Origin of the sequence: Hahella sp. CCB-MM4, assembly GCF_002260525.1 — a bacterium.
Classification (GTDB): Bacteria; Pseudomonadota; Gammaproteobacteria; order Pseudomonadales; family Oleiphilaceae; genus Hahella.
Genome location: NZ_MRYI01000003.1, coordinates 87,365 through 112,126, shown reverse-complemented (window position 1 = coordinate 112,126; position 24,762 = coordinate 87,365). Strand labels below are relative to the sequence as shown.

Sequence of the window (24,762 nt, the reverse complement as noted above, 5' to 3'; positions counted from 1 at the left end):
ATGTTAAGATTCGTTGTCTGCTTATTATTCATCCTTACGACATCCATACAGGCAGCAGTGCCTCAGAATCTCACCAAAGAGCAAATTCAAATATTTATGGAGTTGCCGGCAGCTCAAAGGGAGCAGCTGGCAAAAAAAATGGGGATCGATATAGGTTCTATGCAGAATCATATGCAATCATATGAGCGAAGCAAGTTTGAAAACGTTGAAGTTGTGAAGCCCCTAACGGAGAGTGTTGATCTCTCCAATACTGCTAATGAAGTCTCGGATAGTCTTTTTAGTGAAGAGGAATCAGAAGGCTTCTCTAAGAAGGGGCTTTTTGACAAAGATTTGAAGCCATTTGGTTATGACTTATTTGCAGGAGTGCCTACCACTTTTGCGCCGGTTACAGAAATTCCAGTGCCGGCCGAATATATTGTCGGACCTGGAGACGTCATAAAACTCCAGTTGTACGGAAAAGAAAATCGCATTGTAGATATGACGGTAACTCGAGATGGGACTATTCAAATGCCTGATGTTGGTCCTGTCAGTGTTGCCGGTCTCAGTTTTATAGAAGTTAAGCGCGAACTCAGTCAGCTCGTTAAAGAGCGCTATATTGGAGTGGAAAGTTCTATTTCATTAGGTGAATTGCGAAGCATGCGAGTGTTTGTCCTTGGAGAGGCAAGGGTCCCGGGTTCTTACACAGTGAGTTCACTTTCTACTATTACAAATGCTTTGTACGTTAGTGGCGGAATATTGGAAAGTGGATCATTAAGGAATGTTCAGTTAAAACGAAATGGAAAACTAATTAGTACTCTTGATTTATATGAGCTTCTCTTGGCTGGGGATACCAGTAAAGATTTAAGGCTTCTTCCTGGGGATGTGGTGTTTATACCTTCCGTAGGTAAAACCGTCTCTGTTGATGGAGAGGTCAGAAGACCTGCAATGTACGAAATTAAGTCAGAAAGAAATATCTCTCAGGCTATTGATTTAGCCGGCGGATTGATGCCTCGCGCAAATCTGTCTGCCGTCAAGATGAGTCGGGTGAAGCGGGGGCGGAATACAGAAATTCTAGATGTAGATTTGACAAGTGCAGCCCCTAAAAATCTGGGTTTGGAAAATGGTGATTCTATATATGTTGGCTCTGTAAATGAATTGGCTGAGGGGTATGTTTCTATCAGTGGTGATGTTGTGCGCCCTGGTAATTATGCCTGGCATAAAGGATTGCGTATATCCGATCTTCTCCCATCTTTAAGATTGGATTTGAATGATTCCGCTGATTTGAACTATGCCTTGTTGGTTCGAGAAATAAACGAAAAGAGAGAAGTGTCAACAACGGCAGTTAGTCTCGCTCAGGCTATTAGTCAGCCAGGCTCTCAATATGATCTCCAGTTGGATGAATTAGATTCTTTAATTGTATTTAAAGCGGGAGAAGCTCGCCTTGAGCTATTAACGCCAGTTAATTTAAAGCTTGAGCAGCAAGCGAGGCCGGGAGAGCCTCAAAAAATAGTAAGTATCGCAGGAGAGGTGCGGTTTCCTGGTGAGTATCCACTGCCGCAAAATCAGAGTGTCGAAAATCTCATAATGGCTGCGGGAGGGTTGTTAGATAGTGCCTTCACAGCAAATGCTGAAGTTTCAAGAATTACGAAGTCGGAAGATGGGCAGGTAAAAACCCAGATAATTCCTGTAAATATTACTGACTTATTAAATAAAGAAGACTATTTTAAATTTGAGGGTCGCGACAGAATATTTATTAAGCGAATCCCGGATTACGCATTACGGATGACCATTCGTATAGAGGGGGAGGTTTTGTTTCCTGGAGAGTATACCTTAACCAGAGGGCAAGCTCTTTCTGATCTTCTGAGTCGAGCAGGTGGGTTGACCGATATTGCATTTCCAGAGGGAGCGGTCTTTACCAGAAAAAATCTTGCGGATCTGGAGGCGGAGAGATTGAAAGACGCCCAGGATCGCCTTCAAAGAGATTTAGCCTCATTGCAAATTGAAGCGGCAAATGCCAGTGGAGAAGTCCGTTCAGAAGATGTCTCTACATTGCAAGGAATTCTGGAGCAAGTAAAATCCTCAAAGCCCCTTGGTAGGCTGGTTGTTGATCTAAAGCAGATAGTTGAAGGCAATAAAGCTCAAGACGTAGTGCTGCAGGATGGGGATACCCTGTATGTTCCTCAGATATCTCAGTCTATTACGGTGATCGGAGAAGTTCAGTTTTCCACCAGTCATTTATATAAGCATGGATTGACCGTTGACGATTATATAAAGTTGAGTGGGGGGGAAACTTCTGAGGCTGATGGAAGCAGAGTTTATGTGGTAAGGGCAAATGGTTCGATATGGCTTCCTAGTAACAGCGGGTGGTTTTCTTCTCAGCAGATAGATCTTAGTAATGGAGACACAATTGTCGTGCCTATTGACACAGATCGACTGAATAGCCTTCAGCTTTGGACCAATGTTAGTCAAATATTCTATCAAATTGCTCTTGGTGCTGCTGCCGTAGGAAGTTTATAGGTAGGGGTTAACGTAATAACTGCTACAAGTGTAGTAGTGAGGCGATGATATTATCGATTAAAAAAATGAGACAATGGGCAGAGATGAGTTCTAATCATGCAAAGCGGGGGCTATTGCCAGAAAAAGGAGAAATAATTCCTTCTATTTGGGAGAGAGCTAGTGAAAATAAGAGAGAGCTGGACTTATTTGAGTTAATTTCAGTCTTGTGGGCTGGCAAGTGGGTAATAATTCTGTTTGCAGCTGTGTTTGCCGGCGGTGCTGTTTTCTATTCTCTTAGTCTTCCAGACAAGTATGAGTCTGAGGTAACTTTGGCCCCAGCAGTGGAGCAGAAAAGTGCTTTTGGGTCCCTGGCAGGGCAGTTTGGCGGACTTACTGGCTTGGCTGGTATTAGCTTTGGTGGTAGTGGTTCGGATAAGCTGGTGCTCTCGTTAGAAGTCTTGAAGTCGAGAGAGTTCATAGGAAAATTTATACAAGCGCATGATCTCATGGTACCTTTGCTGGCTGCAAAGGGGTGGGATGCTTCCTCTAATAGCCTTGTTATTAATGAAAAAGTATTTGATGTAAATACACAGCAATGGATTAGGAAGGTTAAGCCTCCCGCTGTGGCTCAGCCTACTCTGTTGGAAGCAACGAGAGCATTCCAGGCAATTATGGCTGTAACGCAAGATAAGCAGACTGGAATGGTATACCTTGCCGTTGAATATTTTTCTCCCGATCTTGCTCAGCAATGGGTTATGGCATTAGTAGAAGATATTAACAAGGAAATGAAGAATAGAGATTTGCTGGATGCAAAGAAGAGCATTTCCTACCTTGAGGCTCAAGTTGAGAAAACTGTTGTTGCTGATGCAAAAGCGATGCTATATCAATTAATAGAAGAGCAAACGAAAAAAGTGATGTTTGCTGAAATAAGAGATGAATATGTTTTTAAAATCGTTGATCCAGCCATTGTTCCTGAAGAAAGGAGTAGACCCAAGAGGTTTTTGATTGTTTTTGTTGGTGGTTTTGCTGGGATGATGATCGCTGTTCTGGCTGTACTAGTTCGATATTTTAATAAAAAATAATCTTCCTCGGGAGCAAATATGGATATCTTTGTTGCAATATTGATTGCATTCATATTGAGCTTTATAGCTGTTAGTGCGGTAAACCCTATTGCAGTAAAGGTGGGGTTAGTTGATGTGCCAAACGCAAGGAAGCGACACTCAGGCAATGTTCCTTTAGTCGGTGGAATTGCTATATTTTTTGCGGTGATATTCGAAATCGTATTCTATGTGGATAGCGGTTGGCAAGTTGATCTTTATTTATTGGCTTCCACTTTGGTAGTAACTATTGGTGCGTTGGATGACCGTTATGATTTGAAGGTCTCATATCGTTTATTGGCGCAGACTCTAGCTGCTTTAATAATGATCATTGGGGCGGGGCTATACATTGATGATCTTGGAGATCTTTTGGGATTCGGCATAGTTGAGTTGGGATATGGAGGTGTTCTTTTTACAATAGTTGCTGTAATGGGAGGGATAAATGCTTTCAATATGGTTGATGGGATTGATGGCTTAGTAGGTTGTTTAAGTTTGGTAAGCTTCTCGTCATTGGCATTTTTATTGGCGCTTGTGGACAGTTATTGGTTGTTCCTTCCGGTATTTTTTATGGGAGCGATATTGGCCTATTTGATGTTTAATCTGGGGTGGCCAAGCAAAAAAGCAAAGAAGATTTTTATGGGCGATGCAGGGAGTATGCTTATTGGTTTCACTGTCGTATGGCTACTTGTTGTGGGTACTCAAGAAGAGGAAGTTGCATTTCACTCAGTGACAGCACTATGGATCATAGCTGTGCCATTAATGGATATGGCTGCAATAATGTGTCGCCGAATGCTAAAAGGCGAATCGCCGTTTAAGCCTGATAGAAATCATCTCCATCATATATTTATTCGAGCGGGTTTTACTTCAAGGCAGGCTCTTCTAGTAATAACATTGACCGCATCTTTGCTTGCGATGTTTGGTGTTGCCATGCAACTACTGGAAGTTAAAGAGTGGGTTTCATTGTCTCTATTTTTATCGGTATTTGCATTGTATTGTTGGCAGCTACAGTATATATGGAGGGCTGTAAGTAGGATACGTCGTTTGTTAAGTAGGACTGGTGTCCAGGGCGCACGCTAGCTACCAGTACTGAATATTGATGTAGTATTGTATAAGTAAGGTTTAAATTACTCTGTTGTGCTTCGGCTTTAAATTATGAAAATTAGTGTTATTACAGCGACATGGAATAGTGAGGATACAATAAAGGAAACTCTGGATTCTATGTCCGCTCAAGATTATGAAAATATTGAGTACATAGTTATTGATGGTGGCTCCAGAGATAATACTTTAAAAATTATAAGAGACTCTGGCGTTAAGGTGGATATACTCGTTTCAGAGAAGGACGGTGGAATATATGATGCTCTGAATAAAGGTATTGCGCTGGCTACCGGGGATGTAATTGGATTTCTGCACTCGGATGACGTCTATGCTTCTAACAGCGTTTTAACTAAAATTTCTCAGGCCTTTGAGCATACTGGAGTTGATGCTGTATATGGTGATCTTGAATATGTGTCAGGTATAGATGAAAGTAAGGTCATTAGGAAGTGGGTAAGTGGGAAGTTTAATAGGCGAAAGATAGGCTTTGGTTGGATGCCGCCTCACCCTACGTTTTACATGAAGAGGAAGCATTATCAAAAGTACGGTGGATTTAGTCTGGGGTATAAGATTGCTGCTGACTACGATTCTATACTTCGATACTTGTGGAAAAATAGTTTGGACGCGAAATACATCCCTGATGTGTTGGTGAGAATGAAGACAGGTGGTGCCAGTAATAGAAGCCTGAAGAATATTCTTATAAAATCCAAAGAGGATTTTCAGGCTTTGAAAGCTAATGGTATATCGCCTTTATTTCCATTGATATGGAAGAATATCTCTAAAATTCCGCAGTTCATTAATCGATAGTAGCTTTACGTTTTTCTTGTCAGTGTTGGCTGCATTTTGTCTACTTGACCCTCTTGGTTGCAATTAGAGTTGTGCCAGCAGAGATAGGTATTTCAGGATGCCATACTCGAGTCTAATCGCAGCTTCATATCACGGTAATAAGTCTGTTGAGTAGGCTCGCAAGGAGTAGCCGGGCTATTCAGAATCACCGTCACATAGATATATGAGACAGTCCAAATCCTTGAGAGTTTAATTAGTCTCTCTGTTTTACATGTGGAAGGTTGCAAAGCCAAGTCGGTAGTTTGTCGAGTCTAACGGCTCCAGTGATCTGGTGTCTTGAGGAAGATGTATTTGGCAAATTGATTTATAGATTAAGGTCGAATTTCCTTGTCGCTATAAATACTTAAACTATGAGTCAACAGTGAGGCGTAAGCACACGCAGTACACGTGCACAGAAACCGGATTCAAAATGATCGGAATAGAACACATTAGCACCTATCTTCCAATGAGTCGGATAGAAAACCTGTCCAGATTGGAGCAATTTGAAATAAACGACTCCTTTATTTCCGATAAAATCGGAATGGTTGAGTTGGCTGTAAAAGACAAAGGTGATGATACTTCTGATCTGTGCGTAAAGGCTGTTAATCAGTTACTGATTGAGAAAGGTGAGATACTGTCTGAAATTGAGTGTCTTATCGTTTGTACCCAGAATCCTGATAACTATGGCTTGCCTCACACTTCTGCAATTGTGCATGGAAAATTAGATCTCCCCAGTAACTGTGCATGCTTTGACGTATCTTTGGGATGTTCTGGATATGTCTATAGTTTGTCCATTATCAAGTCGTTCATGGAGGCTAACGGATACAAAAAAGGATTGTTGATTACAGCGGATCCTTACTCGAAAGTTATCGATATGAACGACAAGAATACGTCCTTGCTTTTTGGAGATGCGGCAACCGTAACTCTGATGAGCGATCAGCCTAAATGGCAAATCGGAAAGAGTATATTCGGCACGGATGGTTCCAGGAATGAGGCTATTCAAGTACGTGCATCTGATCGTAAGTTCGAAATGGCTGGTCGAGCAGTTTTGGATTTTTGCGCAAATATTGTTCCGGACAATATTCGGGAAACCCTCTCAGTCAACAATTTTCAGTTGGCAGATATCGATAAGTTTATTCTGCATCAGGGGAGTAAATTTATTGTCAACATGATTATCAAGCGAATGGAACTTGATCCTGCCAAAGTTCCTTTTGAAGCATCTTCTTATGGTAATACAGTGTCCTCATCTATCCCTATGATTCTCGCAAATGAAAATGATGCGCAGAGTATTTTGTTGTCAGGCTTTGGTGTTGGAGTGAGCTGGGGAAGCGTTGTATTAATGAGGGATTGACAAAATTTTTCATTTTTCCCGCTGCTAACTAACACTTCAGGTTTCTACATCATTGGAAGACTAGAGCCATTCAGATAGAATGGGGCAGCTCTAATCCATGCTGTAGAAAGTGATCAATATGAACCAATATCAAGTTCCTCAAGGTAATGAAGTAGACTTGGGGCAGCTATTTTGGGATGTCATAAAGCGCTGGAAAATGGTTTTTACTATTACTCTGATCGGCGCTGCAATCGCTTTGGGAATAGCTCTCGGCTCTCCGCAAATATATAAGCCTGTTATTCATATCTCTTTACCCAATGATGCCCATGTGGAACATTTTAATCAGGAAAGTGTGGTTAAAATGGAAGGTCGGGAATTGTTTCGCAGATTTTATCAAGCACTTCGCTCAGAAGTGAATTTCAGGCTCTATCTATCAGAATATATGCCTTCCATAAATGAGGGGGAGAGGATTGATGCGAAGGTCGCAGAGGATCTCTCAATAAATAGTTTTATCAGTTCGCTTGAGGTTGTAATGCTTGAACCTTATGGTGGCCGAGATGCATATATTGAGTATCCCTCGCTGATTGAATTGGGATTTCGGAGTTCAGACGAAGCTGTAGCCGTCAAGTTGCTAAACGAATATGTGGTGTATACCAACAAATCTTTACTAATGGATCTGAAGCATCAATTATTTAGGATAACGCATCAACGATTGGATCAAATAAATACTAGGATTTCTACACTTCGTAAGACTGCTGCTTTTAAAAGAGAGCAGAAAATAAAGCGGCTAGAAGCAAAGCGCTCACTGGAAATTAGTCAGCTGAAAAATAATAAGAGAGCTTTGATTGATCTCGCAAGTCGAAATCAAAAGGCGACTCTGGAAAGAGTGAGGGAATCTTTGGTTATCGCTGAAAGTCTCAATATAGAAGATCCCCATCCTCAGGCTAACTTAATAACTGATGGCGGCGAGACAAATACTTCAGGAAGTCAGAGTGCCCCTCTGTATTTGATGGGAGTTAGATATCTAAAAGCTCTGCAAGAAATTCTCTCCAAGAGGAAGGGAGATGTCATTTTTCTTAAGGAGGTAAATGAGATTGATAGCCGTATCGAGGCGATAATAAATGATCCAGAGCTAACGCAGTTGAAAAATAGAGCGTCAGATGATCCCTACATCGATGAGCTTCCGGAGTTGATGGAAGAAGCGGATGATTTAAAGGTGAAAGATCCAAGTTTTGAAGGGATTATGCTTTATCAAATCAGTAAGCCTGCAAGCATCACGGGTGAAGCCATAAAGCCTGACAGACTATCCATAGCGGTTTTTGGGGTGTCATTGGCAGCGATTGTTGCGTTGTTTGTGGCTGTGTTTGTTGAGGGAAACCGACGACGTAAGGTAAAAGCGCATGGAAATGGTTCACACTCTGGAGTTGTGCTAAAGATAAGAGGGGGCTCCTGAAAGGTATTTGTAATTTCGCTATCCTGCAGAGTTCGCTATCCTGAATACTATCTACTTCTGAAATGAGCTGTGGCGATAACTATATTTAAATTTGTCAAAGTCGCCCGGCTAAGTAAATATGAAACCCATAACATAAAGCAGGTAACTGGGTTACCTTAATAGACCATTCGATATCAAGGATAAATTGATCATGTCGCTTGCGACCGTAATCTTGTGCGGAGGCTCAGGTTCTCGTCTTTGGCCTCTCTCTCGTGAAGCATACCCCAAGCAATTCCTAAACCTTACCTGTGGTCAAAGTCTCCTGGAGGAGACTATTGCGCGAGTTTCGCAGTTGGGGGGAGCAGGGAAAATCTCGGTTGTATCCAATGAAGAGCATCGGTTTCTGGTGGCGCAATCCCTTGAGGTTCGCAAAGACTTGGACAGACTGCCAATCATCCTGGAGCCTGTGGGGCGAAATACTGCTCCGGCAATTTCGGTTGCGGCGATGCAGGCAATTGAGAACGACCCCGACAGCATTTTGTTAGTACTGCCAGCTGACCATGTCATTGGTAAGTCCGATGTGTTTGTAGAGGCTGTAGATAAGGCTAAGGCTGCAGCTTCTGAAGGGAAACTGGTAACTTTCGGTATTGTTCCTGATAGTCCTCATACCGGCTACGGATACATCAAAGCAAATATCGCAGGTTCTGATTCCGCGCCAGTGGAAGAGTTTGTTGAGAAACCTGATCAGGCGACCGCCCAAACCTATCTTGATTCCGGGAAATACTACTGGAACAGTGGCATGTTTATGTTCCGGGCAGATCGGTATCTGCAAGAATTAAAGAAATTCAGAGCGGATATTTATGAGGCTTGTGAGAAGGCCTATGCCGGCCGTCAGGCGGATCTGGATTTCATGAGGGTGGACAAGGCAGCATTTGAGGCGTGCCCTGATGATTCTATTGACTATGCTGTGATGGAAAAGACCCAGGATGCTGTGGTTATTCCGTTGGATGCTGGCTGGAGTGATGTCGGTTCCTGGTCCACCTTGTGGGAAATACAGGAAAAAGACGGCTCTGGTAATGTAAAAGTCGGTGACGTCATTACCGAAGATGTGGAAGGTTCCTATATTCATTCTGAGGGGCGTCTGATTGCTGCTATTGGTCTGAAAAATCACGTTATTGTGGAAACCGATGACGTGGTCATGGTGGCGGATAAAGACCGGGTCCAGGATGTTAAAAAACTGGTTGCCCAGGTGAAAGCCCAGGACCGGGAAGAGTATCGCTTTCACAAGAGAGTGCACCGTCCTTGGGGAACCTATGAAGGGATCGCCAGATCCGAGCGTTTTCAAGTGAAGCGCATTACAGTGAAGCCTGGTGGGCGCTTGTCTTTACAGAAACACCACCATCGTGCTGAGCATTGGGTGATCGTGTCCGGGACTGCCAAGGTGACGCGTGGTGAGGAAGAAATGATTCTCACAGAAGATCAGTCTACCTATATACCGTTAGGCGTCGTGCATCGCCTGGAAAATCCCGGCGTTATTCCTGTTGAGCTGATAGAGGTGCAGACAGGGAGTTATCTGGGTGAGGACGACATTGTTCGATTTGATGATACCTACGGTCGGGCATAGGCGAGTTTTCCCTCTCGCATGAAAAAAAGCAGTAGTCTTCGGGCTACTGCTTTTTTATTTGAGTTTTCCTATTTGCAGTTTTCCAGCTTTCTGAGAGTGTCGCTGAAGAAGTCTGTGTAGGTGGCAGACTGTCCCGCCATTGGATCAATTTCGATGATTTTTGTACCTTCCTGATCAAATATCTTGTCAACCAACTTGCTGCTGAATTGAGGTTCTACAATCACGCAGGTGGGGTGATCGATCGCTTTTTGTTTGAGTTGAACCAAGTGTTTAGCGCCGGGGTTTACATCTGTCTGTGGTGTGACTATGTCGGTGATTGTGAGGTTAAGGTCCCTTGCTAAATAAGCATATGCGTTGTGATAAGTGATCAATTGGAGTTCGTTTAAATTTGTGGTCTGTGTGCCAGTAAGGTTTGTCAGCTTCTGTTCGAAGGTGTTGAATGCCATAGAGATACGACCTGGATCTGCGCCTGCTTCCTCAAGCCGCATTCCGGTCAATTGTGCAATCGCGGCAGCATTTTCCCGGTTGAGCCAGATGTGGGGGTCAACAAGTTGATCTTCATGGGAATGATCCGAGTCTGTATGCTCAGTCAAAGCATTTAAGTGGATCAGCAATTCGGGATGTGACTTCTCCATCTCTTCAATCAGTGCGATCTGGAAGTCCGCCGGATTGTTTTTTAGTACGGTCAGGAGAAAGTTTTCGAGACCTGGACCGGCCCATACGAACAGATCTGCCTTACTCAGTTTTCGAAGATCACTTGGTTTTAAGGAGTAATGATGTGGACTTGCCTGAGGAGGGAGCAGATAGTCAACAGTTATCAAGTCGCCGTATGCCTCCTGGAGAATCAAAGCCAAAGGCTTGATTGAGGTCAGGATGAAGGTGGGTGTTTCTGCCCTGGTTTGCCATGACACAACAGATAAAAAGATGGCGAATAGGCTTCCAAGGTATCGGAAAAACAGTGGTTTAGTATGGGGCATAAATAGACTGCAGTTGGTGAAAGGTTATAACATAACAAATTATACATAGAAGTCAGCTTTTGAAAAGCCTGTCGCTACAATTGGTAAGCACTAGACTTTTATCCTCGTCAGAATACACTACACTAAGTGTGTCTATTTAAAGCAAAAACAGCTGTGCAGCTTTCCGTGTTTGGCAATGCAACACTGGCTGTTGGCAGAAGTAACTCTAAGGAAACCGGACCCATGCCTCCAAAATTCGGAGCCCGTAGTGGAATATTAACCCTCACAATCAAGGACAAGGCGGTACTTTACGCCGCTTATATGCCGTTTGTTAGAAACGGCGGTTTATTTATACCGACTGCCAAGTCATATCAGCTGGGGGATGAAGTTTTTCTGTTGCTGAACCTGATGGATGAACCGGAGAAGATTCCTGTTGCCGGCAAAGTCGTTTGGGTCACTCCTAAAGGCGCACAAGGAAATAGAGCGGCTGGAATCGGTGTTCAGTTTAATGGTGAAGATGAAACCGCCAGGAATAAGATTGAGACTTATCTGGCGGGTGCTCTTACTTCAGATCGCCCCACCCATACGATGTAATTGTTGCAAGTCCTAAGCGACTCTGTGTCGATCCTTTTGAATTGCCATGGCAGCTATTCTGCGTTGCTATCATCACATGGATGATATCGTAACCGGGAAAGATGAAAGCCGGGAAGAATGGAAGCCGGGACGGCAGAAGGTCCTAATGTCTGTAGAGCCGATCAGACTGGTTGTCTGAGACGGCTCTTTTCTTTATATAGTTGTATGTTTCATAAATAGTTTGGATTACGCATGCCGTTAGTCGATTCACATTGTCATCTGGATAGAATTGACCTGTCAGAAGTGGGAGGGAGCCTTGATGAGGCTCTGAAAGAAGCGCGGGAAAAAGGTGTGACCGGATTTCTGTGTGTGGATATTGATCTGGATAATTTTCAGGATGTGCTGACCATTGCTGAAAAGTATCCCGATGTATGGTGTTCCGCCGGAGTCCACCCATTAGCAAAAATAGCTGCGGATCAGTTGGACTCTGATGAGTTAAAGAGACTGGCTTTGTCCAGTGATAAAGTTATCGCGGTCGGTGAATGCGGTCTGGATTATTACTACGACGCAGATACTGCCGATAATCAGAGACAGATATTTGAAAAGCAGCTAAAAGTCGCCTGTGAGATTGGAAAGCCGGTCATTGTTCACACCAGAGAGGCTCGCGAAGACACCTTGGCATTATTGCGAAAATATGTACCGCAAGGGCTTACGGGTGTGCTCCACTGTTTTACTGAGTCACTTGAAATGGCGGAAGCGGCGGTTGACCTTGGTTTCTATATTTCATTCTCGGGGATCATAACATTCCGGAATGCAGAGCCTTTGCGAGAGGTCGTCAGGCGAGTGCCGATGGATAAGATTTTAGTCGAGACAGACAGCCCATATCTGGCACCGGTTCCCTATCGTGGGAAAAGTAATCAGCCCAAGTGGGTCGTCGAAGTGGCTCAGTGGGTTGCTGACCTGAAAGGGATTGGATTTGAGCAGCTGGGGCAGGCGACAACCGAAAATTTCAGATCACTGTTTAAGCTTCCTGAGTAAATGAAATACCTGAATAAGCGGAATATCTGAATAAGCACACAATAGACCGGTTGAAAAGAGGGTGGGCTGGATGAGAAGAGGACAGGCCGAGTGAAAGAAGTGACTTTACAGTTGCCGGATATCAAATTGGGCGGGATTCGCTGGGGTGAGGGGAATCCAACCAAAGTTCTGGCGTTGCATGGTTGGCTGGATAATGCGGCGACCTATACATTTCTCGCGCCGTTGTTGGTTGAAGCCGGACTGGACCTTGTTGCTGTGGACCTTGCCGGACATGGTAACTCCCAGCATCGGGCGGCAGGGGGATTCTATCATCTGGTAGACTACATCAAGGAAGTTGGTCAGGCGATTGAGGCGTTAGAGTGGAAGCGCCCTATACTGCTGGGGCATTCGCTCGGCGCGGTTATTTCTTCACTTTATGCTTCTGCGGCCGGGGAGACGATATCCCGGCTGATTCTTATGGAGGCGCTTGGTCCAATGGCTGATCCGCCGGAGAAAACCAGTGAAAATCTGAAGAGGGCCCTGCAACGGGCAATGAAGCCTTCCTCACAAAAGCGTCCCTACTATACTATTGAAAAAGCTGTGGAAGACCGATCGAGAGGATTTGGCGGACTCAGCCTTCTAGCCTCGGAAGCCCTTGTGCAGAGGAATTTGACCGTTGATAAGCAGGGTTGGGTTTGGAAAACAGATTCCAGATTGCGGTGGCCTTCATTTGTTCGTTTCACTGAGCCTCAGGTTGAAAACTACTTGAGTTCTATTAATTTGCCAACATTATTAGTAGCAGCATCCAACGGTATTATTTCATTGGATCCGGAAAAAAATTCTCGGCTGAGTTTTCTCTCCAACGTCAAAAAGGTGCTGGTGGAAGGTGGGCATCACATGCACATGGATGGTGATGTGGTCACTCTCGCTGAGGAAATCATATCGTTTATCCGGGAATGATTTTCAGATAATTGGTGACAGTCGGTTGGCTCGGGTATCTGGTATTTCAGATTAATGATTGGACGGCGTAAAGGAAAAAGCGTAATGGCGGCAACCATGGGTATGAAGACATTGATGTTGGTGTTGGTAGGATTACTATCAATGGCCGCAAATGCGGTGGAAGCCGTACAGGTGCCACTGCAGCCTTTTCCATTGTCGAAGGTGGTTGAGAGTCGTCAGCAGGACATTCCTGAGTATCGGTTGATTACCGGCCCTTTATCCAGCATAGGTGCCATTGTGCGAGCGGAGCAGGAGGAAATAGTCAAAGGCAAGGTCTCTGTTGTCACCTATGAAGTACCCCGGGTGCACACTCCAAGAGAGGTAATGGAGCATTACCTTTCTCAAATCGCGGAAAACAATGCTCGAATCCTGTTCCGCTGTGAAGGAAGGGATTGTGGCAGAAGTAATGATTGGGCCAATGAAATCTTTGAAGAGAGAATTCTCTATGGTCACGATCGCTATCAATACTACACCGTTGCCAGTTTTACCAAAGGCGGTGTTCCTTATGTTGGTGTGATTTATACGATTCGTCGCGGCAACCAGAGAATCTATGCCCATACGGAGTTTATAGAGCTGAGCGAGCCCTATGGAGCGAAGAAAAGTGACAGTGATCGTTATTTGATGATTCCAGCCAGTGAAATATCGGAAACCCGAACACTGAATGAAAAGCTGAATCCCTGGCTTGAAAAGGTGAAAGCGGAGTTTAAAAAGCCTCAAATTGTTATCGTCACTTACAGTAAGCAGGCAAGTGCATCAGAGCTTGAAAATCTGGAAGAGGCCAAGAATCAGGGGAGAATTATGCAGCTGTATCTGGCGCGACAGGCGGTCCCTGAGTCGTCAATAGAAGTGATTGCGGTCGGCCCGTTTGCGTCAGAATCGGTATTTAGCGAACACAAGGTGTTTGTCAGGATATATGCCGTAGAAGCGAAATAGCAGAAGGGAGGGGCTTGATAGATGAGTGACAAATCGCAATCAGGAAACCAGGCCGGGCAGCCAAACTCGGGCTCTCCCAGTCACTCAAAGAAGAATGGTAAAACTGTGGCTCTCGTTTTGGGGAGTGGTGGTGCCAGAGGGTATGCCCATGTGGGGGTTATCGAGGTTCTGGAAGAGCGCGGATACGATATTGTCGCTTTATCAGGTTGCTCGATGGGAGCCCTGGTGGGAGGTATATATGCCGCGGGTAAACTCAGTGAATTCAAGGATTGGGCGACGGGTCTGGACCGTTTCGATATTCTGAGGCTGTTGGACGTGTCATTTAGTTCTCCTGGGGCTATTCGAGGGGAAAAGGTCTTTTCTGTGGTGAGGGATCTTATCGGCGATACTCGCATTGAGGACTTGCCGATAGATTACACTGCTGTGGCCACCGATTTGTTGCATCACAAGGAAATCTGGTTTCAGGAAGGGCTCCTAAGACAGGCGATTCGAGCGTCTGTGGCGATTCCCAGTCTTCTCACGCCAGAGGTAGTAAAGGGGCGGGTGCTTGTTGATGGCGGATTGCTTAATCCTTTGCCAATTATTCCCACGATTGCTTCCCATGCGGATCTGATTGTCGCGGTCAACCTCAGCTTTTTTGATGGAAAAATGGAAGATCGATACTACGACACGATGGAAGTTGCCAGTGATCGGAGTTTTGAAGATTGGATGGGGCAGGTATGGCAAAAAGCCGCCCAGTTGTTTGATCGGGATGCGAAAGAAAAAATTTCAGAAGTGCTGGATCTGGATCTAAAGGATTCTACCGAGAACGATCCTGAGGCAAAAAATGCTATCCAGCCCTCAAACAATGAGCAGGATGAACCGGATGGGAGCGGCAATAAAGGAGGCAATAAAGGGAGCGCTCGTAAAGAGCGTGTACTGTCGTTGGGAAAATTTGACGCGATGAATATGGCATTTGAAGCCATGCAAAGCTCTTTGACTCAATATAAGCTGGCAGGCTATCCACCAGACGTTTTAATCAATATCCCCAAACACGTATGCCTGAGTTTTGATTATCACAAGGCACCTGAACTCATTCAGATTGGTCGTGAAATTGCGACAAAGACTCTGGACGATTTTGAAAACGGGAAGGATGCTCCTTTTAGTCTGTAGGGGATGGGTTATAGGGGAAGTGTTTTTTGTTTCCGGGGAGCTTCCTGAAAACTCCGGAGAGTTAGAAAATAGTCAGTAAACCTCCTATAATACCGCCTTTTCGCTGGAGCCCACTCCGTGTTTGACGCCAATACTCTTGCCCCTCTGCAAACCATCCAGGACTATTTGAGATATGCCTATTCAAAATTCAGGGAGGCTGATCTCTTCTATGGGCATGGTACTGATAATGCCTGGGACGAAGCCGTTCACCTGGTTGCCGGTGTGTTACATTTGCCCTGGGATGTGAGTCCGTCATTGCTTGCCGGCAGGTTGACGGATATGGAAAAAGAGGCGCTTGCCATTGCGCTTAAGCGGCGGGTTGTTGATCGTGAACCGGTGGCATACATTCTCGGAGAATCCTGGTTTATGGGCCTGCCCTTCAAGGTGACTCCTGATGTGCTGATTCCAAGGTCGCCACTGGCTGAAATGCTGACCGATGAACTCCAGCCCTGGTTGGAAGGCTTGTATCCTGAGCGTATCCTGGATTTATGCTGCGGAAGCGGTTGTATTGGTATTGCCGCAGCCTATGTATTCGAAGATACCGAAGTCGTTATGACTGATATTTCAGATCCCGCCATTGATATCGCCAGGGAAAATATCGATCGTCATGCCGTGTCTGATCGTGTCACGGTTGTGAAATCTGATCTTCTGGGTGATGTCGAAGGTACTTTTGATGTAATTCTGACCAATCCACCCTATGTCGATCAGCCGGATATGACGTCACTTCCACCTGAGTTTCTGCATGAGCCCAGGCTTGGTCTGGAGTCAGGGGAAGATGGCCTGGATGCGACCAAAAAAATCCTGGCAGATGCGGCCAATTATCTCAACGAGGGCGGAATTCTGGTGTGTGAAGTCGGAAACAGTATAGATGCCTTGTTTGAGCAGTTTCCCGATGTCATGTTTATCTGCCCTGAATTTGAGCATGGCGGCCATGGTGTGTTTGTGTTGACCAAAGAGCAGCTTGTTGCACATCAGGACCAGTTCAAAGCGGCTGCTGGTACAATTTAAGCTGTTGATACAAATTAAGCTGCAGGGACAATTTAAGGTTGTAGGTACAATTTAAACGGTGTCGACTACGGTATTCTGTCGACGATGAGCAGTGTCCGCCCTGTTAAAAAACTACTTTTGACCTGTTAAGAAACTACTTTTAACCTGTTAAGAAACTACTTCTAAAAAGTGATATAAGTCTATGTCAGGAAACAGTTTTGGAAAGCTCTTTACCGTCACGACCTTCGGCGAAAGCCATGGCATCGCTCTGGGATGTATCGTTGATGGCTGTCCTCCCGGGATAGAGTTGACGGAAGCGGATCTTCAATATGATCTGGACCGACGCAAGCCCGGCACCTCCAGACATACCACTCAGCGAAAGGAGCCTGATCAGGTCAGAATTCTGTCCGGTGTGTTCGAAGGTAAAACTACAGGTACTCCGATAGGTCTTTTGATCGAAAATACCGATCAGAAATCCAAAGACTATGGCAATATCAAAGACCAATTTCGCCCGGCCCATGCCGACTATACATACTGGCATAAATACGGCATTCGGGACTACCGCGGTGGTGGCCGGAGCTCTGCAAGAGAGACGGCAATGCGTGTTGCTGCCGGGGCGATTGCCAAGAAGTTCCTTGCTGCCAAGGGGATCCAGGTGCGAGGCTACCTTTCCCAGTTAGGCCCTATCAAAATTGAAAAAGTGGACTGGTCGATTGTTAATAACAATCCCTTCTTCTGTCCGGATGCGGATAAAATTGAGGAAATGTCAGCCTATATGGACGCCTTGAGAAAGGAGGGTGATTCTATCGGGGCTAAGATTACAGTTGTGGCGCAAGGAGTGCCACCTGGGCTGGGTGAGCCGATCTTCGATCGCCTGGACGCGGAGCTGGCGCACGCGCTGATGAGTATCAATGCGGTTAAGGGAGTTGAGATCGGTGCAGGCTTTGACAGTATTGAGCAAAAAGGAACTTTGCATCGGGATTCGCTAACCCCCCAGGGATTTCTCTCCAATAATGCTGGCGGTATATTGGGAGGGATTTCCAGTGGCCAGGAAATCATTGCCCACATGGCGCTAAAGCCCACCTCCAGTTTGCACTTGCCAGGACAATCCATTGATGTAAATGGTGAGTCAGTAGAGGTAGTCACCAAAGGGCGCCATGATCCCTGTGTGGGGATACGGGCCACGCCGATCGCTGAAGCGATGATGGCGCTGGTGCTAATGGATCATTACCTGCGGCATCGGGCGCAGAATGCCGATGTTGTGGTCAGTACTCCCGATATTGAGGCTGGTAAGCGAGGATAGCCTGAAAGACGTCGACAGGCGGGACGCTTCCTGGAAGCTGTCCACATTCTATTTCTTCTATTTTGCACTGGTGGGCGGAATTGCTCCGTTCCTGCCGGTGTATCTTCAGAATACCGGCTACGGGGCTGCCGAAGTCGGGCAATTAATGTCCATCATCATGCTGACCAAGCTGCTGGCGCCCAACTTCTGGGGTTGGATTGCTGACCGCACCGGTCGTCAGTTGTTATTGGTGCGTGTGGGCAGTTTCTCTGCGTCAGTCTTCTTTCTGGGATTTCTGTTGCTGCATGGCTTCTGGTGGCATGCGCTCTTTCTTGTATTATTCAGCTGTTTCTGGAATGCGGTGCTTCCCCAGTGGGAAGTTATTACTTTGTTTAATCTCGGGGATGGTCGTAGTCAGTACAGTCGCATTCGGTTATGGGGTTCCGTTGGGTTCATCGTCGTAGTATCAGGCTTGGGTCTGTTTTTCGACTATTTCAGCATACATTGGCTTCCGTTCTGGTTGTTAGCGTTCCTCTGTGGAATCTTCCTCACTTCCTGGTTGGTGCATCATCAGCCGGGGAAGCAGGGGCACGGGTCGTTTATGGAGTTTATCCGCACGGTTAAAAGTGTTGATGTGCTGGTGTTCTTTGTAACGGCTTTTCTGGTTCAGCTCTCTTTTGGGCCTTATTACACCTTTCTCAGTATTTATCTGAGTAACCTGGGTTATGACATGGTCACCATAGGTGCTCTATGGGGGTTGGGTGTGCTTGCCGAGGTTCTGCTGTTTATCCGGATGCACAAGTTTATTGAGCGATTCCCATTACGGATGATCATCTTACTATGCTTGTCATTAACTGCACTTCGATGGCTGGGGATTGCTTACTTGGCGTCAAATGTCCTGCTGCTTGTGATGTTGCAGCTCTTGCATGCTGCGAGTTTCGGGGGGCTGCATGCGTCGTCCATCGAGATGGTACACCGTAGCTTCAAGCCTGAGCATGCGGGTCAGGCGCAGGCGATGTATAGCGCCGTAAGCTTTGGGGCAGGAGGTTCGCTGGGGGCATTTGCGAGCGGGATGCTGGTTGAGCAGTATAGTATCTCCACCGCTTTTGTTCTGGCTGGTGTTGTTTCGGCTTTATCTGCCTTGTTGCTGCTCATCGTCTGGCCACAATTGAACCGGTTTTGGGATTAAGGTTGTCGAATCTGCTCCGGCGGCTAATGTTCCAGCTGTTTTAAGAAAGCATTGGCTGCCCGACTGAGCATCCGGCGGGTGTCATGAATAACACCCAGCTCCCGTCGTAGCGGTTGCCCGATTTTCAGTAGCTGAAGGCTGCTATCCAGCATCGATTCGGGTAGTACGCTCCAGCCAAGTCCCACTGATACCATCATTTTGATCGTTTCCAGATAGTTTGTTGGAATGGATGGGCGTAATTGCAACTGATGTCGTTGAAATATTGTTGAAATCTTCTGGAATGTAATGGTGTTGGCGGCAGGCAGGATGGCCCGGTATTTGGTCAGGTCTTTCAGCTCCGGTGTATCAAGAGTGCTTAATGGGTGCTCTTTGGATGCGACAAAGATCAGATCATCATGCCAAAGAGTGTGATATTCCATCAGAGGGTTTTGAGTTTCGGGGAGGGTCATCAGTGCCAGCTCCACGTCGCCATTCAAGACAGCTTGTTCTGCATCCTCGGAGGCGAGAAACCGAAGATCGAAATCCACTTCCGGATAGTCCTTCACAAAGCGGCGAATTTGCTCCGGAAGTCTGTGTAACCCAATATGGTGGCTGGTCGCGATACTGAGTGTTCCGCCGACATTCTCATGTAGGTTCTGGATCAGTGCCTGGGTGTTCTCCACTTCACGAATGATATGTTCAGCCCTCGTTTTTAGAAGTTTGCCGGCTTCTGTCAGTCTGGCATTACGGGGGAGTCGTTCAATCAACGGCGTGGCGAAAGTTTGCTCCAGGTTGGCAAGCCGTTTCGACACTGCCGGCTGGGTGACGTGAAGTTGCTCGGCGGCCGCGGAAAATGAGCCGGTTTCAGCAATTTTGATAAAGGTCTTAAGGTCTATAAGATCCATGGTATTCCAAATATTTATAGAAAACATGAAAAGAATGAATTGGTTTTATTGTAAGCGGGAAAATAGAATAGATACCAGTGACTGGAAAGAAATTCCCGGAAGCGAGCGGAAGTGAATCCGACGATAAAGAAAAAAACTCTGATGAGGTGATGAAGATGGCAGGCAGAACCCTGTATGACAAACTCTGGGACGCGCACTTGGTGAAGCAGCGCGATGACGGTAGTGCGTTGATTTATATCGACCGCCAGCTACTGCATGAAGTCACTTCTCCGCAGGCGTTTGAAGGGCTTCGCCTTGCAGGGCGGAAGCCGTGGCGTATTGATGCCAATCTGGCCACCCCTGATCACAATGTACCGACAACAGAGCGATCCTCGGGGGTTGCCGGGATCGAAGACCCTGTATCAAGAATACAAGTGCAGACATTGGACGAAAACTGCGAAGAGTTTGGCATTGTGGAATTCAAGATGCTGGATAAGCGTCAGGGGATCGTCCACGTCATTGGTCCTGAGCAGGGGGCCACACTGCCGGGTATGACCATTGTCTGCGGTGACTCCCATACCAGTACCCACGGCGCGTTTGCAGCCCTGGCACACGGTATTGGAACTTCCGAAGTCGAGCATGTGCTGGCGACGCAGTGCCTGGTGCAGAAAAAAATGAAGAACCTGTTGATAAAGGTTAATGGGACTCTGCAGCCGGGAGTATATGCCAAAGACATCATTCTCGCGGTGATCGGCGAAATCGGTACCGCCGGCGGGACAGGATATGCCATGGAGTTTGCCGGAACGGCGATAGAGTCGCTGTCGATGGAAGGCCGCATGACCATCTGCAACATGGCCATTGAAGCCGGTGCAAGAGCCGGGCTTGTGGCTGTAGACGATAAAACCATTGAGTACGTCAAAGGGCGTCCCTATTCGCCGGAAGGTGAAATCTGGGATCGAGCTGTCGAAGCCTGGAAAGATCTCAAGAGTGATGCTGATGCTGTGTTCGATAAGGTGGTGGAGCTCGACGGCTCTGCGATTGCCCCTCAGATCACCTGGGGAACCTCTCCCGAAATGGTGGTCAGCATTGAAGGCAATGTACCCAATCCGGAAAAAGCGGCAGACGCTACCAGTGCTGATGGGATAGAGCGCGCTCTTAAATATATGGGATTAAGCGCCGATATGCCGATCAGCAAAGTTCAGCTTGATCGGGTGTTTATTGGTTCCTGTACCAACTCCCGGATTGAGGATCTGCGTGAAGCGGCCACCATCGTCAAAGGCCGTAAAGTTGCATCCACCATTAAGCAGGCCCTGGTGGTTCCAGGCTCCGGATTGGTGAAAGAGCAGGCTGAAAAGGAAGGTCTGGACAAAATCTTTATCGAGGCCGGACTGGAGTGGCGGGAGCCTGGATGTTCCATGTGTCTGGCGATGAATGCCGACAAACTGGGGCAGGGTGAGCACTGTGCCTCCACTTCTAACCGTAACTTTGAGGGGCGTCAGGGGTTTGGTGGTCGTACTCATCTGGTGAGTCCGGCAATGGCTGCAGCTGCTGCGGTATTTGGACATTTTGTTGATGTGCGTGAGTTGGTATAACCGCCCGGGGGAAGAATTATCATGAAAAAGTTCGTAAAGGAAACCGGTGTTGTGGCACCTATAGATCGTGCCAATGTGGATACCGATATGATCATTCCAAAGCAATTTCTGAAGTCCATCAAGCGTTCGGGGTTCGGTCCGAATCTTTTTGATGAATTGCGTTATCTGGATGAGGGGAAGCCTGATCAGGATTGCAGTCAGCGCCCATTGAATCCTGACTTCATCTTGAACCATTCAAGGTATCAGGGGGCCAGTATCCTGCTGGCGCGCCGTAATTTTGGGTGCGGTTCTAGTCGTGAGCACGCTCCCTGGGCCTTGGACGATTATGGTTTTCGTGCGGTTATCGCCCCGAGTTTTGCGGATATATTCTTCAATAATTGCTTTAAGAATGGCTTGCTACCTATTGTTTTAATTGAGGAAATTGTCGAGGAATTGTTTGCCGAAACCTTTGCAAACGAGGGGTATAAGTTAACCGTTGACCTCGAAAAGAAAGTGGTGGTCAAGCCAGACGGTACTGAATACGGCTTTGAGGTTGACGATTTCCGTCAGCATTGTCTGCTGAATGGCCTGGATGAGATAGGGGTAACCCTGGAAGACGCAGACGCGATCAAGCAGTATGAAGAACAAAGACGGGATGATGCACCCTGGTTGTTTTTAGGTGTCCAGTAACCAGTCAGTTTTTTAGTGGCTGCTCCGTACGACTTTGACTGCACGAAACGTGACTGCACTGGAGCATGGCTGTACTAGAGCATGGCTGTAATAGAGCATTGCTGTACTAGAGTCTGGCTGTATTGGAACATAGAGAAAAGCCTGAAAGATGGGCTTAATTAGATTTAGTCGCCAACCGGGAGAGTCGTAGACTTTAGGTTGGCGAGTCAATGAGGATGAACATGTCAAAACAAATATTGGTTCTGCCCGGCGATGGTATCGGGCCGGAAATCGTCACTGAAGCAAAAAAGGTTCTTGAGCTGGTCAACGAGCAGTATGAGCTTGGGCTAAATCTTGTCGAAGGACTGGTGGGCGGCGCTTCCATCGATGCCAATGGAGTGCCCCTGACCGAAGAAACTCTGGCAACCGCCAGGGAATCCGTCGCAATACTGCTGGGCGCTGTCGGTGGTCCCAAGTGGGACAAGCTGGATATGGCCATCAGGCCAGAGAAAGGGCTGTTGGGGCTGCGGAGTAATCTGGAGCTGTTCGCTAATTTGCGTCCTGCAATTTTGTATCCTCAACTGGCAGAAGCTTCCAGCCTCAAGCCTGAAATTGTGGCTGGTCTTGATATTCTTATCGTGCGGGAGTTGACCGGCGGTATTTACTTTGGGCAGCCCAGAGGTGTGAGAACTCTGGAAGCATCCTCAGATTATCCTGAAGGAGAGCGCCAGGGCTACAACACCTATGTGTATAGCGAAAGTGAAATACGCCGGATAGGGCGTGTGGCTTTTGAATCTGCTCGCAAGCGTAGCAAGAAAGTATGTTCGATAGATAAGGCCAATGTGCTTGAAGTGACCGTGTTGTGGCGGGAAATCATGGAGGAATTGGCAAAGGATTATCCTGATGTGGAATTGACCCACATGTATGTGGATAACGCTGCCATGCAATTGGTGAAGGCTCCAAAGCAATTTGATGTCATGGTAACCGGCAACATGTTTGGAGACATCCTTTCAGATGAAGCCGCCATGCTGACTGGGTCCATCGGTATGCTGCCTTCCGCTTCCCTGAATTCATCCGGTTTCGGTATGTATGAACCATGCCATGGCTCAGCGCCGGATATCGCCGGGCAGGGCAAGGCCAATCCGCTGGCAACTATTCTTTCCGTAGCGATGATGTTACGCTACTCAGTTGGGTCTGAGCAGAGTGCTGCTGCTATCGAGGCGGCTGTCGGTAAGGTTCTTGATCAGGGATTAAGGACGCCGGACATCGCTGGCTCGGGTGACGTGAAGGTGGTTTCAACAGCCGAAATGGGCGATGCAGTCGTAGCTGCATTGAAAATCTGAGTGTTCATCCAAGACGCGCACTGGTTCTGATTGATCATGTAGGGGCGAACCTGAGTGTTCGCCCTGTGTGCAATGAAGACGAATAGGATAAGTCATACAAATACCGGATCGAATCCGGAAATTAAGTCATACCAAATAAATGAGGTAATAGAGGAATGAAGAAAGTAGGTTTTGTAGGTTGGCGGGGCATGGTGGGCTCTGTATTGATGCAGCGTATGATCGAAGAAGGCGATTTCACGCGTATCGAGCCTATTTTCTTCACCACCTCTCAGCTTGGTCAGCCGGCTCCTGATGTTGGTAAGGCGGCACCGCCGTTGAAGGACGCCAACAGTATTGAAGAACTGTCCGATCTGGACATTATTATCACCTGTCAGGGTGGAGACTATACCAATAGTGTCTATCCTAAGCTGCGGGAAAGCGGCTGGCAGGGTTATTGGATCGATGCGGCTTCAGCGCTGCGTATGGCTGATCAATCGGTCATCGTCCTCGATCCTGTTAACCGTAATGTCATGGATCGTGCGATTGAAGAAGGGCGTAAAGACTTTATCGGAGGAAACTGCACGGTCAGCTTGATGTTGATGGCATTGGGTGGCCTGTTCCGTGAGAATCTGGTGGAGTGGGTTAGTCCGATGACTTATCAGGCCGCGTCAGGTGCGGGAGCGCAAAATATGCGCGAATTGATTTCCCAGATGGGGGCGATTCACGACGCTGTTCTTGATCCACTGGCGAACCCTGCGAGTTCTATTATTGAGATCGACCGTAAGGTGGCGGAAGCCATGCGTTCTGAAGGCTTCCCAACGGATCAGTTCGGTGTTCCGTTGGCCGGCAGCCTGATTCCCTGGATCGATAAAGCTATGTCTTCCGGTCAGAGCCGTGAAGAATGGAAGGCGCAGGCAGAGGCGAATAAGATCCTGGGGCTTGAGGAAAGTCCTGTTCCTATCGACGGGCTATGTGTTCGTATAGGGGCTATGCGGTGTCACAGCCAGGCGATGACGATCAAGCTCACAAAAGATGTGCCCCTGGATGAGGTGGAGCGTATTATCGCAACAGCAAATGACTGGGTTCGCTTGATTCCTAATGACCGTGATGTCACCATGCGCGAGCTTTCGCCAACGAAGGTCAACGGTAGTCTGGAAATTCCGGTTGGGCGTTTGCGTAAATTGAGCATGGGATCTGAGTATCTGGGAGCCTTCACTGTAGGTGATCAGTTGCTTTGGGGGGCTGCGGAGCCACTTCGAAGAACTCTGGGTATTTTGCTTGGTGCTATCTGATTTTTGCCGGTTTTTTAATAATCGTCTTTAATTGAAGCTATAA

21 protein-coding genes are annotated in these 24,762 nt (G+C 46.8%); 19 read left to right on the top strand and 2 right to left on the bottom strand.

Going from position 1 to position 24,762, the window contains the following annotated elements:
- The 7 genes from BTA51_RS07615 to BTA51_RS07585 all read left to right on the top strand — a co-directional run bounded on the left by BTA51_RS07615 (position 1) and on the right by BTA51_RS07585 (position 9,875).
- Positions 1-2,496 carry an SLBB domain-containing protein gene (locus BTA51_RS07615; protein ID WP_168188098.1) on the top strand — a complete coding sequence of 832 codons (2,496 nt, stop codon included), beginning with the start codon at positions 1-3 and terminating at the stop codon, positions 2,494-2,496.
- A 44-nt stretch (positions 2,497-2,540) separates the two neighbouring features.
- A complete protein-coding gene (locus BTA51_RS07610; RefSeq protein WP_210404785.1) occupies positions 2,541-3,557 on the top strand; it encodes a Wzz/FepE/Etk N-terminal domain-containing protein in 1,017 nt (338 codons plus the stop codon).
- 18 nt (positions 3,558-3,575) lie between these two features.
- On the top strand, positions 3,576-4,649 hold the full coding sequence (gene wecA / locus BTA51_RS07605; RefSeq protein ID WP_094706850.1) for a UDP-N-acetylglucosamine--undecaprenyl-phosphate N-acetylglucosaminephosphotransferase: 1,074 nt from the start codon (positions 3,576-3,578) through the stop codon (positions 4,647-4,649).
- A 75-nt stretch (positions 4,650-4,724) separates the two neighbouring features.
- Complete coding sequence (locus BTA51_RS07600; protein WP_094706849.1) at positions 4,725-5,471, top strand: glycosyltransferase family 2 protein; 747 nt, start codon at positions 4,725-4,727, stop codon at positions 5,469-5,471.
- 448 nt (positions 5,472-5,919) lie between these two features.
- Positions 5,920-6,840: a ketoacyl-ACP synthase III gene (locus tag BTA51_RS07595; protein ID WP_094706848.1), complete on the top strand. Its 921-nt coding sequence runs from the start codon at positions 5,920-5,922 to the stop codon at positions 6,838-6,840.
- 118 nt (positions 6,841-6,958) lie between these two features.
- Positions 6,959-8,272 (top strand): Wzz/FepE/Etk N-terminal domain-containing protein, encoded by a 1,314-nt coding sequence (locus BTA51_RS07590; protein ID WP_094706847.1) that lies wholly within the window; start codon positions 6,959-6,961, stop codon positions 8,270-8,272.
- 190 nt (positions 8,273-8,462) lie between these two features.
- Positions 8,463-9,875, top strand: a complete 1,413-nt coding sequence (locus BTA51_RS07585; protein WP_094706846.1) for a mannose-1-phosphate guanylyltransferase/mannose-6-phosphate isomerase — start codon at positions 8,463-8,465, stop codon at positions 9,873-9,875.
- Positions 9,876-9,943: 68 nt separating this feature from the next.
- On the opposite strand, the gene BTA51_RS07580 is transcribed toward BTA51_RS07585, so the two are convergent.
- On the bottom strand, positions 9,944-10,852 hold the full coding sequence (locus BTA51_RS07580) for a metal ABC transporter substrate-binding protein (RefSeq protein WP_094706845.1): 909 nt from the start codon (positions 10,850-10,852) through the stop codon (positions 9,944-9,946).
- Positions 10,853-11,074: 222 nt separating this feature from the next.
- Between BTA51_RS07580 and BTA51_RS07575 the strand changes: the two genes are divergently transcribed.
- The 8 genes from BTA51_RS07575 to BTA51_RS07540 all read left to right on the top strand — a co-directional run bounded on the left by BTA51_RS07575 (position 11,075) and on the right by BTA51_RS07540 (position 19,002).
- Entirely contained in the window at positions 11,075-11,425 is a 351-nt protein-coding gene (locus tag BTA51_RS07575; protein ID WP_094706844.1) for a PilZ domain-containing protein, read from the top strand.
- A gap of 231 nt (positions 11,426-11,656) precedes the next feature.
- Entirely contained in the window at positions 11,657-12,442 is a 786-nt protein-coding gene (locus BTA51_RS07570; protein WP_094706843.1) for a TatD family hydrolase, read from the top strand.
- A 90-nt stretch (positions 12,443-12,532) separates the two neighbouring features.
- Positions 12,533-13,381 carry an alpha/beta fold hydrolase gene (locus tag BTA51_RS07565; protein ID WP_094706842.1) on the top strand — a complete coding sequence of 283 codons (849 nt, stop codon included), beginning with the start codon at positions 12,533-12,535 and terminating at the stop codon, positions 13,379-13,381.
- Between the two features lie 84 nt (positions 13,382-13,465).
- Positions 13,466-14,353 carry a DUF4892 domain-containing protein gene (locus BTA51_RS07560; protein ID WP_168188097.1) on the top strand — a complete coding sequence of 296 codons (888 nt, stop codon included), beginning with the start codon at positions 13,466-13,468 and terminating at the stop codon, positions 14,351-14,353.
- A 21-nt stretch (positions 14,354-14,374) separates the two neighbouring features.
- Complete coding sequence (locus tag BTA51_RS07555) at positions 14,375-15,505, top strand: patatin-like phospholipase family protein (protein WP_094706840.1); 1,131 nt, start codon at positions 14,375-14,377, stop codon at positions 15,503-15,505.
- A gap of 117 nt (positions 15,506-15,622) precedes the next feature.
- Positions 15,623-16,552: a 50S ribosomal protein L3 N(5)-glutamine methyltransferase gene (prmB, locus tag BTA51_RS07550; protein ID WP_094706839.1), complete on the top strand. Its 930-nt coding sequence runs from the start codon at positions 15,623-15,625 to the stop codon at positions 16,550-16,552.
- Positions 16,553-16,733: 181 nt separating this feature from the next.
- The gene (aroC, locus tag BTA51_RS07545; RefSeq protein ID WP_094706838.1) at positions 16,734-17,834 is read left to right on the top strand and encodes a chorismate synthase; all 1,101 of its coding nucleotides are present in this window, start codon (positions 16,734-16,736) and stop codon (positions 17,832-17,834) included.
- Positions 17,788-19,002, top strand: a complete 1,215-nt coding sequence (locus BTA51_RS07540) for an MFS transporter (RefSeq protein ID WP_094706837.1) — start codon at positions 17,788-17,790, stop codon at positions 19,000-19,002. Before aroC ends, BTA51_RS07540 begins: the two co-directional genes overlap by 47 nt.
- Positions 19,003-19,025: 23 nt before the next feature.
- Here BTA51_RS07540 and BTA51_RS07535 read toward each other — a convergent pair whose 3' ends face one another.
- Positions 19,026-19,886, bottom strand: coding sequence for a LysR family transcriptional regulator (locus BTA51_RS07535; protein WP_094706836.1), 861 nt, complete (start codon positions 19,884-19,886; stop codon positions 19,026-19,028).
- 155 nt (positions 19,887-20,041) lie between these two features.
- Here BTA51_RS07535 and leuC point away from each other — a divergent pair, with 155 nt between their 5' ends.
- From leuC to asd, 4 genes are all read left to right on the top strand, one after another.
- Entirely contained in the window at positions 20,042-21,457 is a 1,416-nt protein-coding gene (leuC, locus tag BTA51_RS07530) for a 3-isopropylmalate dehydratase large subunit (protein WP_094707251.1), read from the top strand.
- 21 nt (positions 21,458-21,478) lie between these two features.
- Positions 21,479-22,126, top strand: coding sequence for a 3-isopropylmalate dehydratase small subunit (gene leuD, locus BTA51_RS07525; protein ID WP_094706835.1), 648 nt, complete (start codon positions 21,479-21,481; stop codon positions 22,124-22,126).
- Positions 22,127-22,347: 221 nt separating this feature from the next.
- Positions 22,348-23,448 carry a 3-isopropylmalate dehydrogenase gene (leuB, locus tag BTA51_RS07520; protein ID WP_094706834.1) on the top strand — a complete coding sequence of 367 codons (1,101 nt, stop codon included), beginning with the start codon at positions 22,348-22,350 and terminating at the stop codon, positions 23,446-23,448.
- A gap of 155 nt (positions 23,449-23,603) precedes the next feature.
- Positions 23,604-24,719: an aspartate-semialdehyde dehydrogenase gene (gene asd, locus BTA51_RS07515; RefSeq protein ID WP_094706833.1), complete on the top strand. Its 1,116-nt coding sequence runs from the start codon at positions 23,604-23,606 to the stop codon at positions 24,717-24,719.
- The last annotated feature ends 43 nt before the right edge of the window (positions 24,720-24,762 follow it).

Excerpts from the sequence above, each read along its gene's own strand:
- BTA51_RS07585 (WP_094706846.1), top strand. The coding sequence starts at position 8,463 with ATGTCGCTTGCGACCGTAATCTTGTGCGGAGGCTCAGGTTCTCGTCTT.
- leuD (WP_094706835.1), top strand. The coding sequence starts at position 21,479 with ATGAAAAAGTTCGTAAAGGAAACCGGTGTTGTGGCACCTATAGATCGT.
- aroC (WP_094706838.1), top strand. The coding sequence starts at position 16,734 with ATGTCAGGAAACAGTTTTGGAAAGCTCTTTACCGTCACGACCTTCGGC.
- BTA51_RS07600 (WP_094706849.1), top strand. The coding sequence starts at position 4,725 with ATGAAAATTAGTGTTATTACAGCGACATGGAATAGTGAGGATACAATA.
- BTA51_RS07610 (WP_210404785.1), top strand. The coding sequence starts at position 2,541 with ATGATATTATCGATTAAAAAAATGAGACAATGGGCAGAGATGAGTTCT.
- BTA51_RS07540 (WP_094706837.1), top strand. The coding sequence starts at position 17,788 with ATGTTGTGGTCAGTACTCCCGATATTGAGGCTGGTAAGCGAGGATAGC.
- BTA51_RS07590 (WP_094706847.1), top strand. The coding sequence starts at position 6,959 with ATGAACCAATATCAAGTTCCTCAAGGTAATGAAGTAGACTTGGGGCAG.
- BTA51_RS07535 (WP_094706836.1), bottom strand. The coding sequence starts at position 19,886 with ATGGATCTTATAGACCTTAAGACCTTTATCAAAATTGCTGAAACCGGC.
- BTA51_RS07575 (WP_094706844.1), top strand. The coding sequence starts at position 11,075 with ATGCCTCCAAAATTCGGAGCCCGTAGTGGAATATTAACCCTCACAATC.
- asd (WP_094706833.1), top strand. The coding sequence starts at position 23,604 with ATGAAGAAAGTAGGTTTTGTAGGTTGGCGGGGCATGGTGGGCTCTGTA.
- BTA51_RS07595 (WP_094706848.1), top strand. The coding sequence starts at position 5,920 with ATGATCGGAATAGAACACATTAGCACCTATCTTCCAATGAGTCGGATA.
- wecA (WP_094706850.1), top strand. The coding sequence starts at position 3,576 with ATGGATATCTTTGTTGCAATATTGATTGCATTCATATTGAGCTTTATA.
- leuB (WP_094706834.1), top strand. The coding sequence starts at position 22,348 with ATGTCAAAACAAATATTGGTTCTGCCCGGCGATGGTATCGGGCCGGAA.
- BTA51_RS07560 (WP_168188097.1), top strand. The coding sequence starts at position 13,466 with ATGGCGGCAACCATGGGTATGAAGACATTGATGTTGGTGTTGGTAGGA.
- BTA51_RS07580 (WP_094706845.1), bottom strand. The coding sequence starts at position 10,852 with ATGCCCCATACTAAACCACTGTTTTTCCGATACCTTGGAAGCCTATTC.
- leuC (WP_094707251.1), top strand. The coding sequence starts at position 20,042 with ATGGCAGGCAGAACCCTGTATGACAAACTCTGGGACGCGCACTTGGTG.
- BTA51_RS07615 (WP_168188098.1), top strand. The coding sequence starts at position 1 with ATGTTAAGATTCGTTGTCTGCTTATTATTCATCCTTACGACATCCATA.
- BTA51_RS07570 (WP_094706843.1), top strand. The coding sequence starts at position 11,657 with ATGCCGTTAGTCGATTCACATTGTCATCTGGATAGAATTGACCTGTCA.
- BTA51_RS07555 (WP_094706840.1), top strand. The coding sequence starts at position 14,375 with ATGAGTGACAAATCGCAATCAGGAAACCAGGCCGGGCAGCCAAACTCG.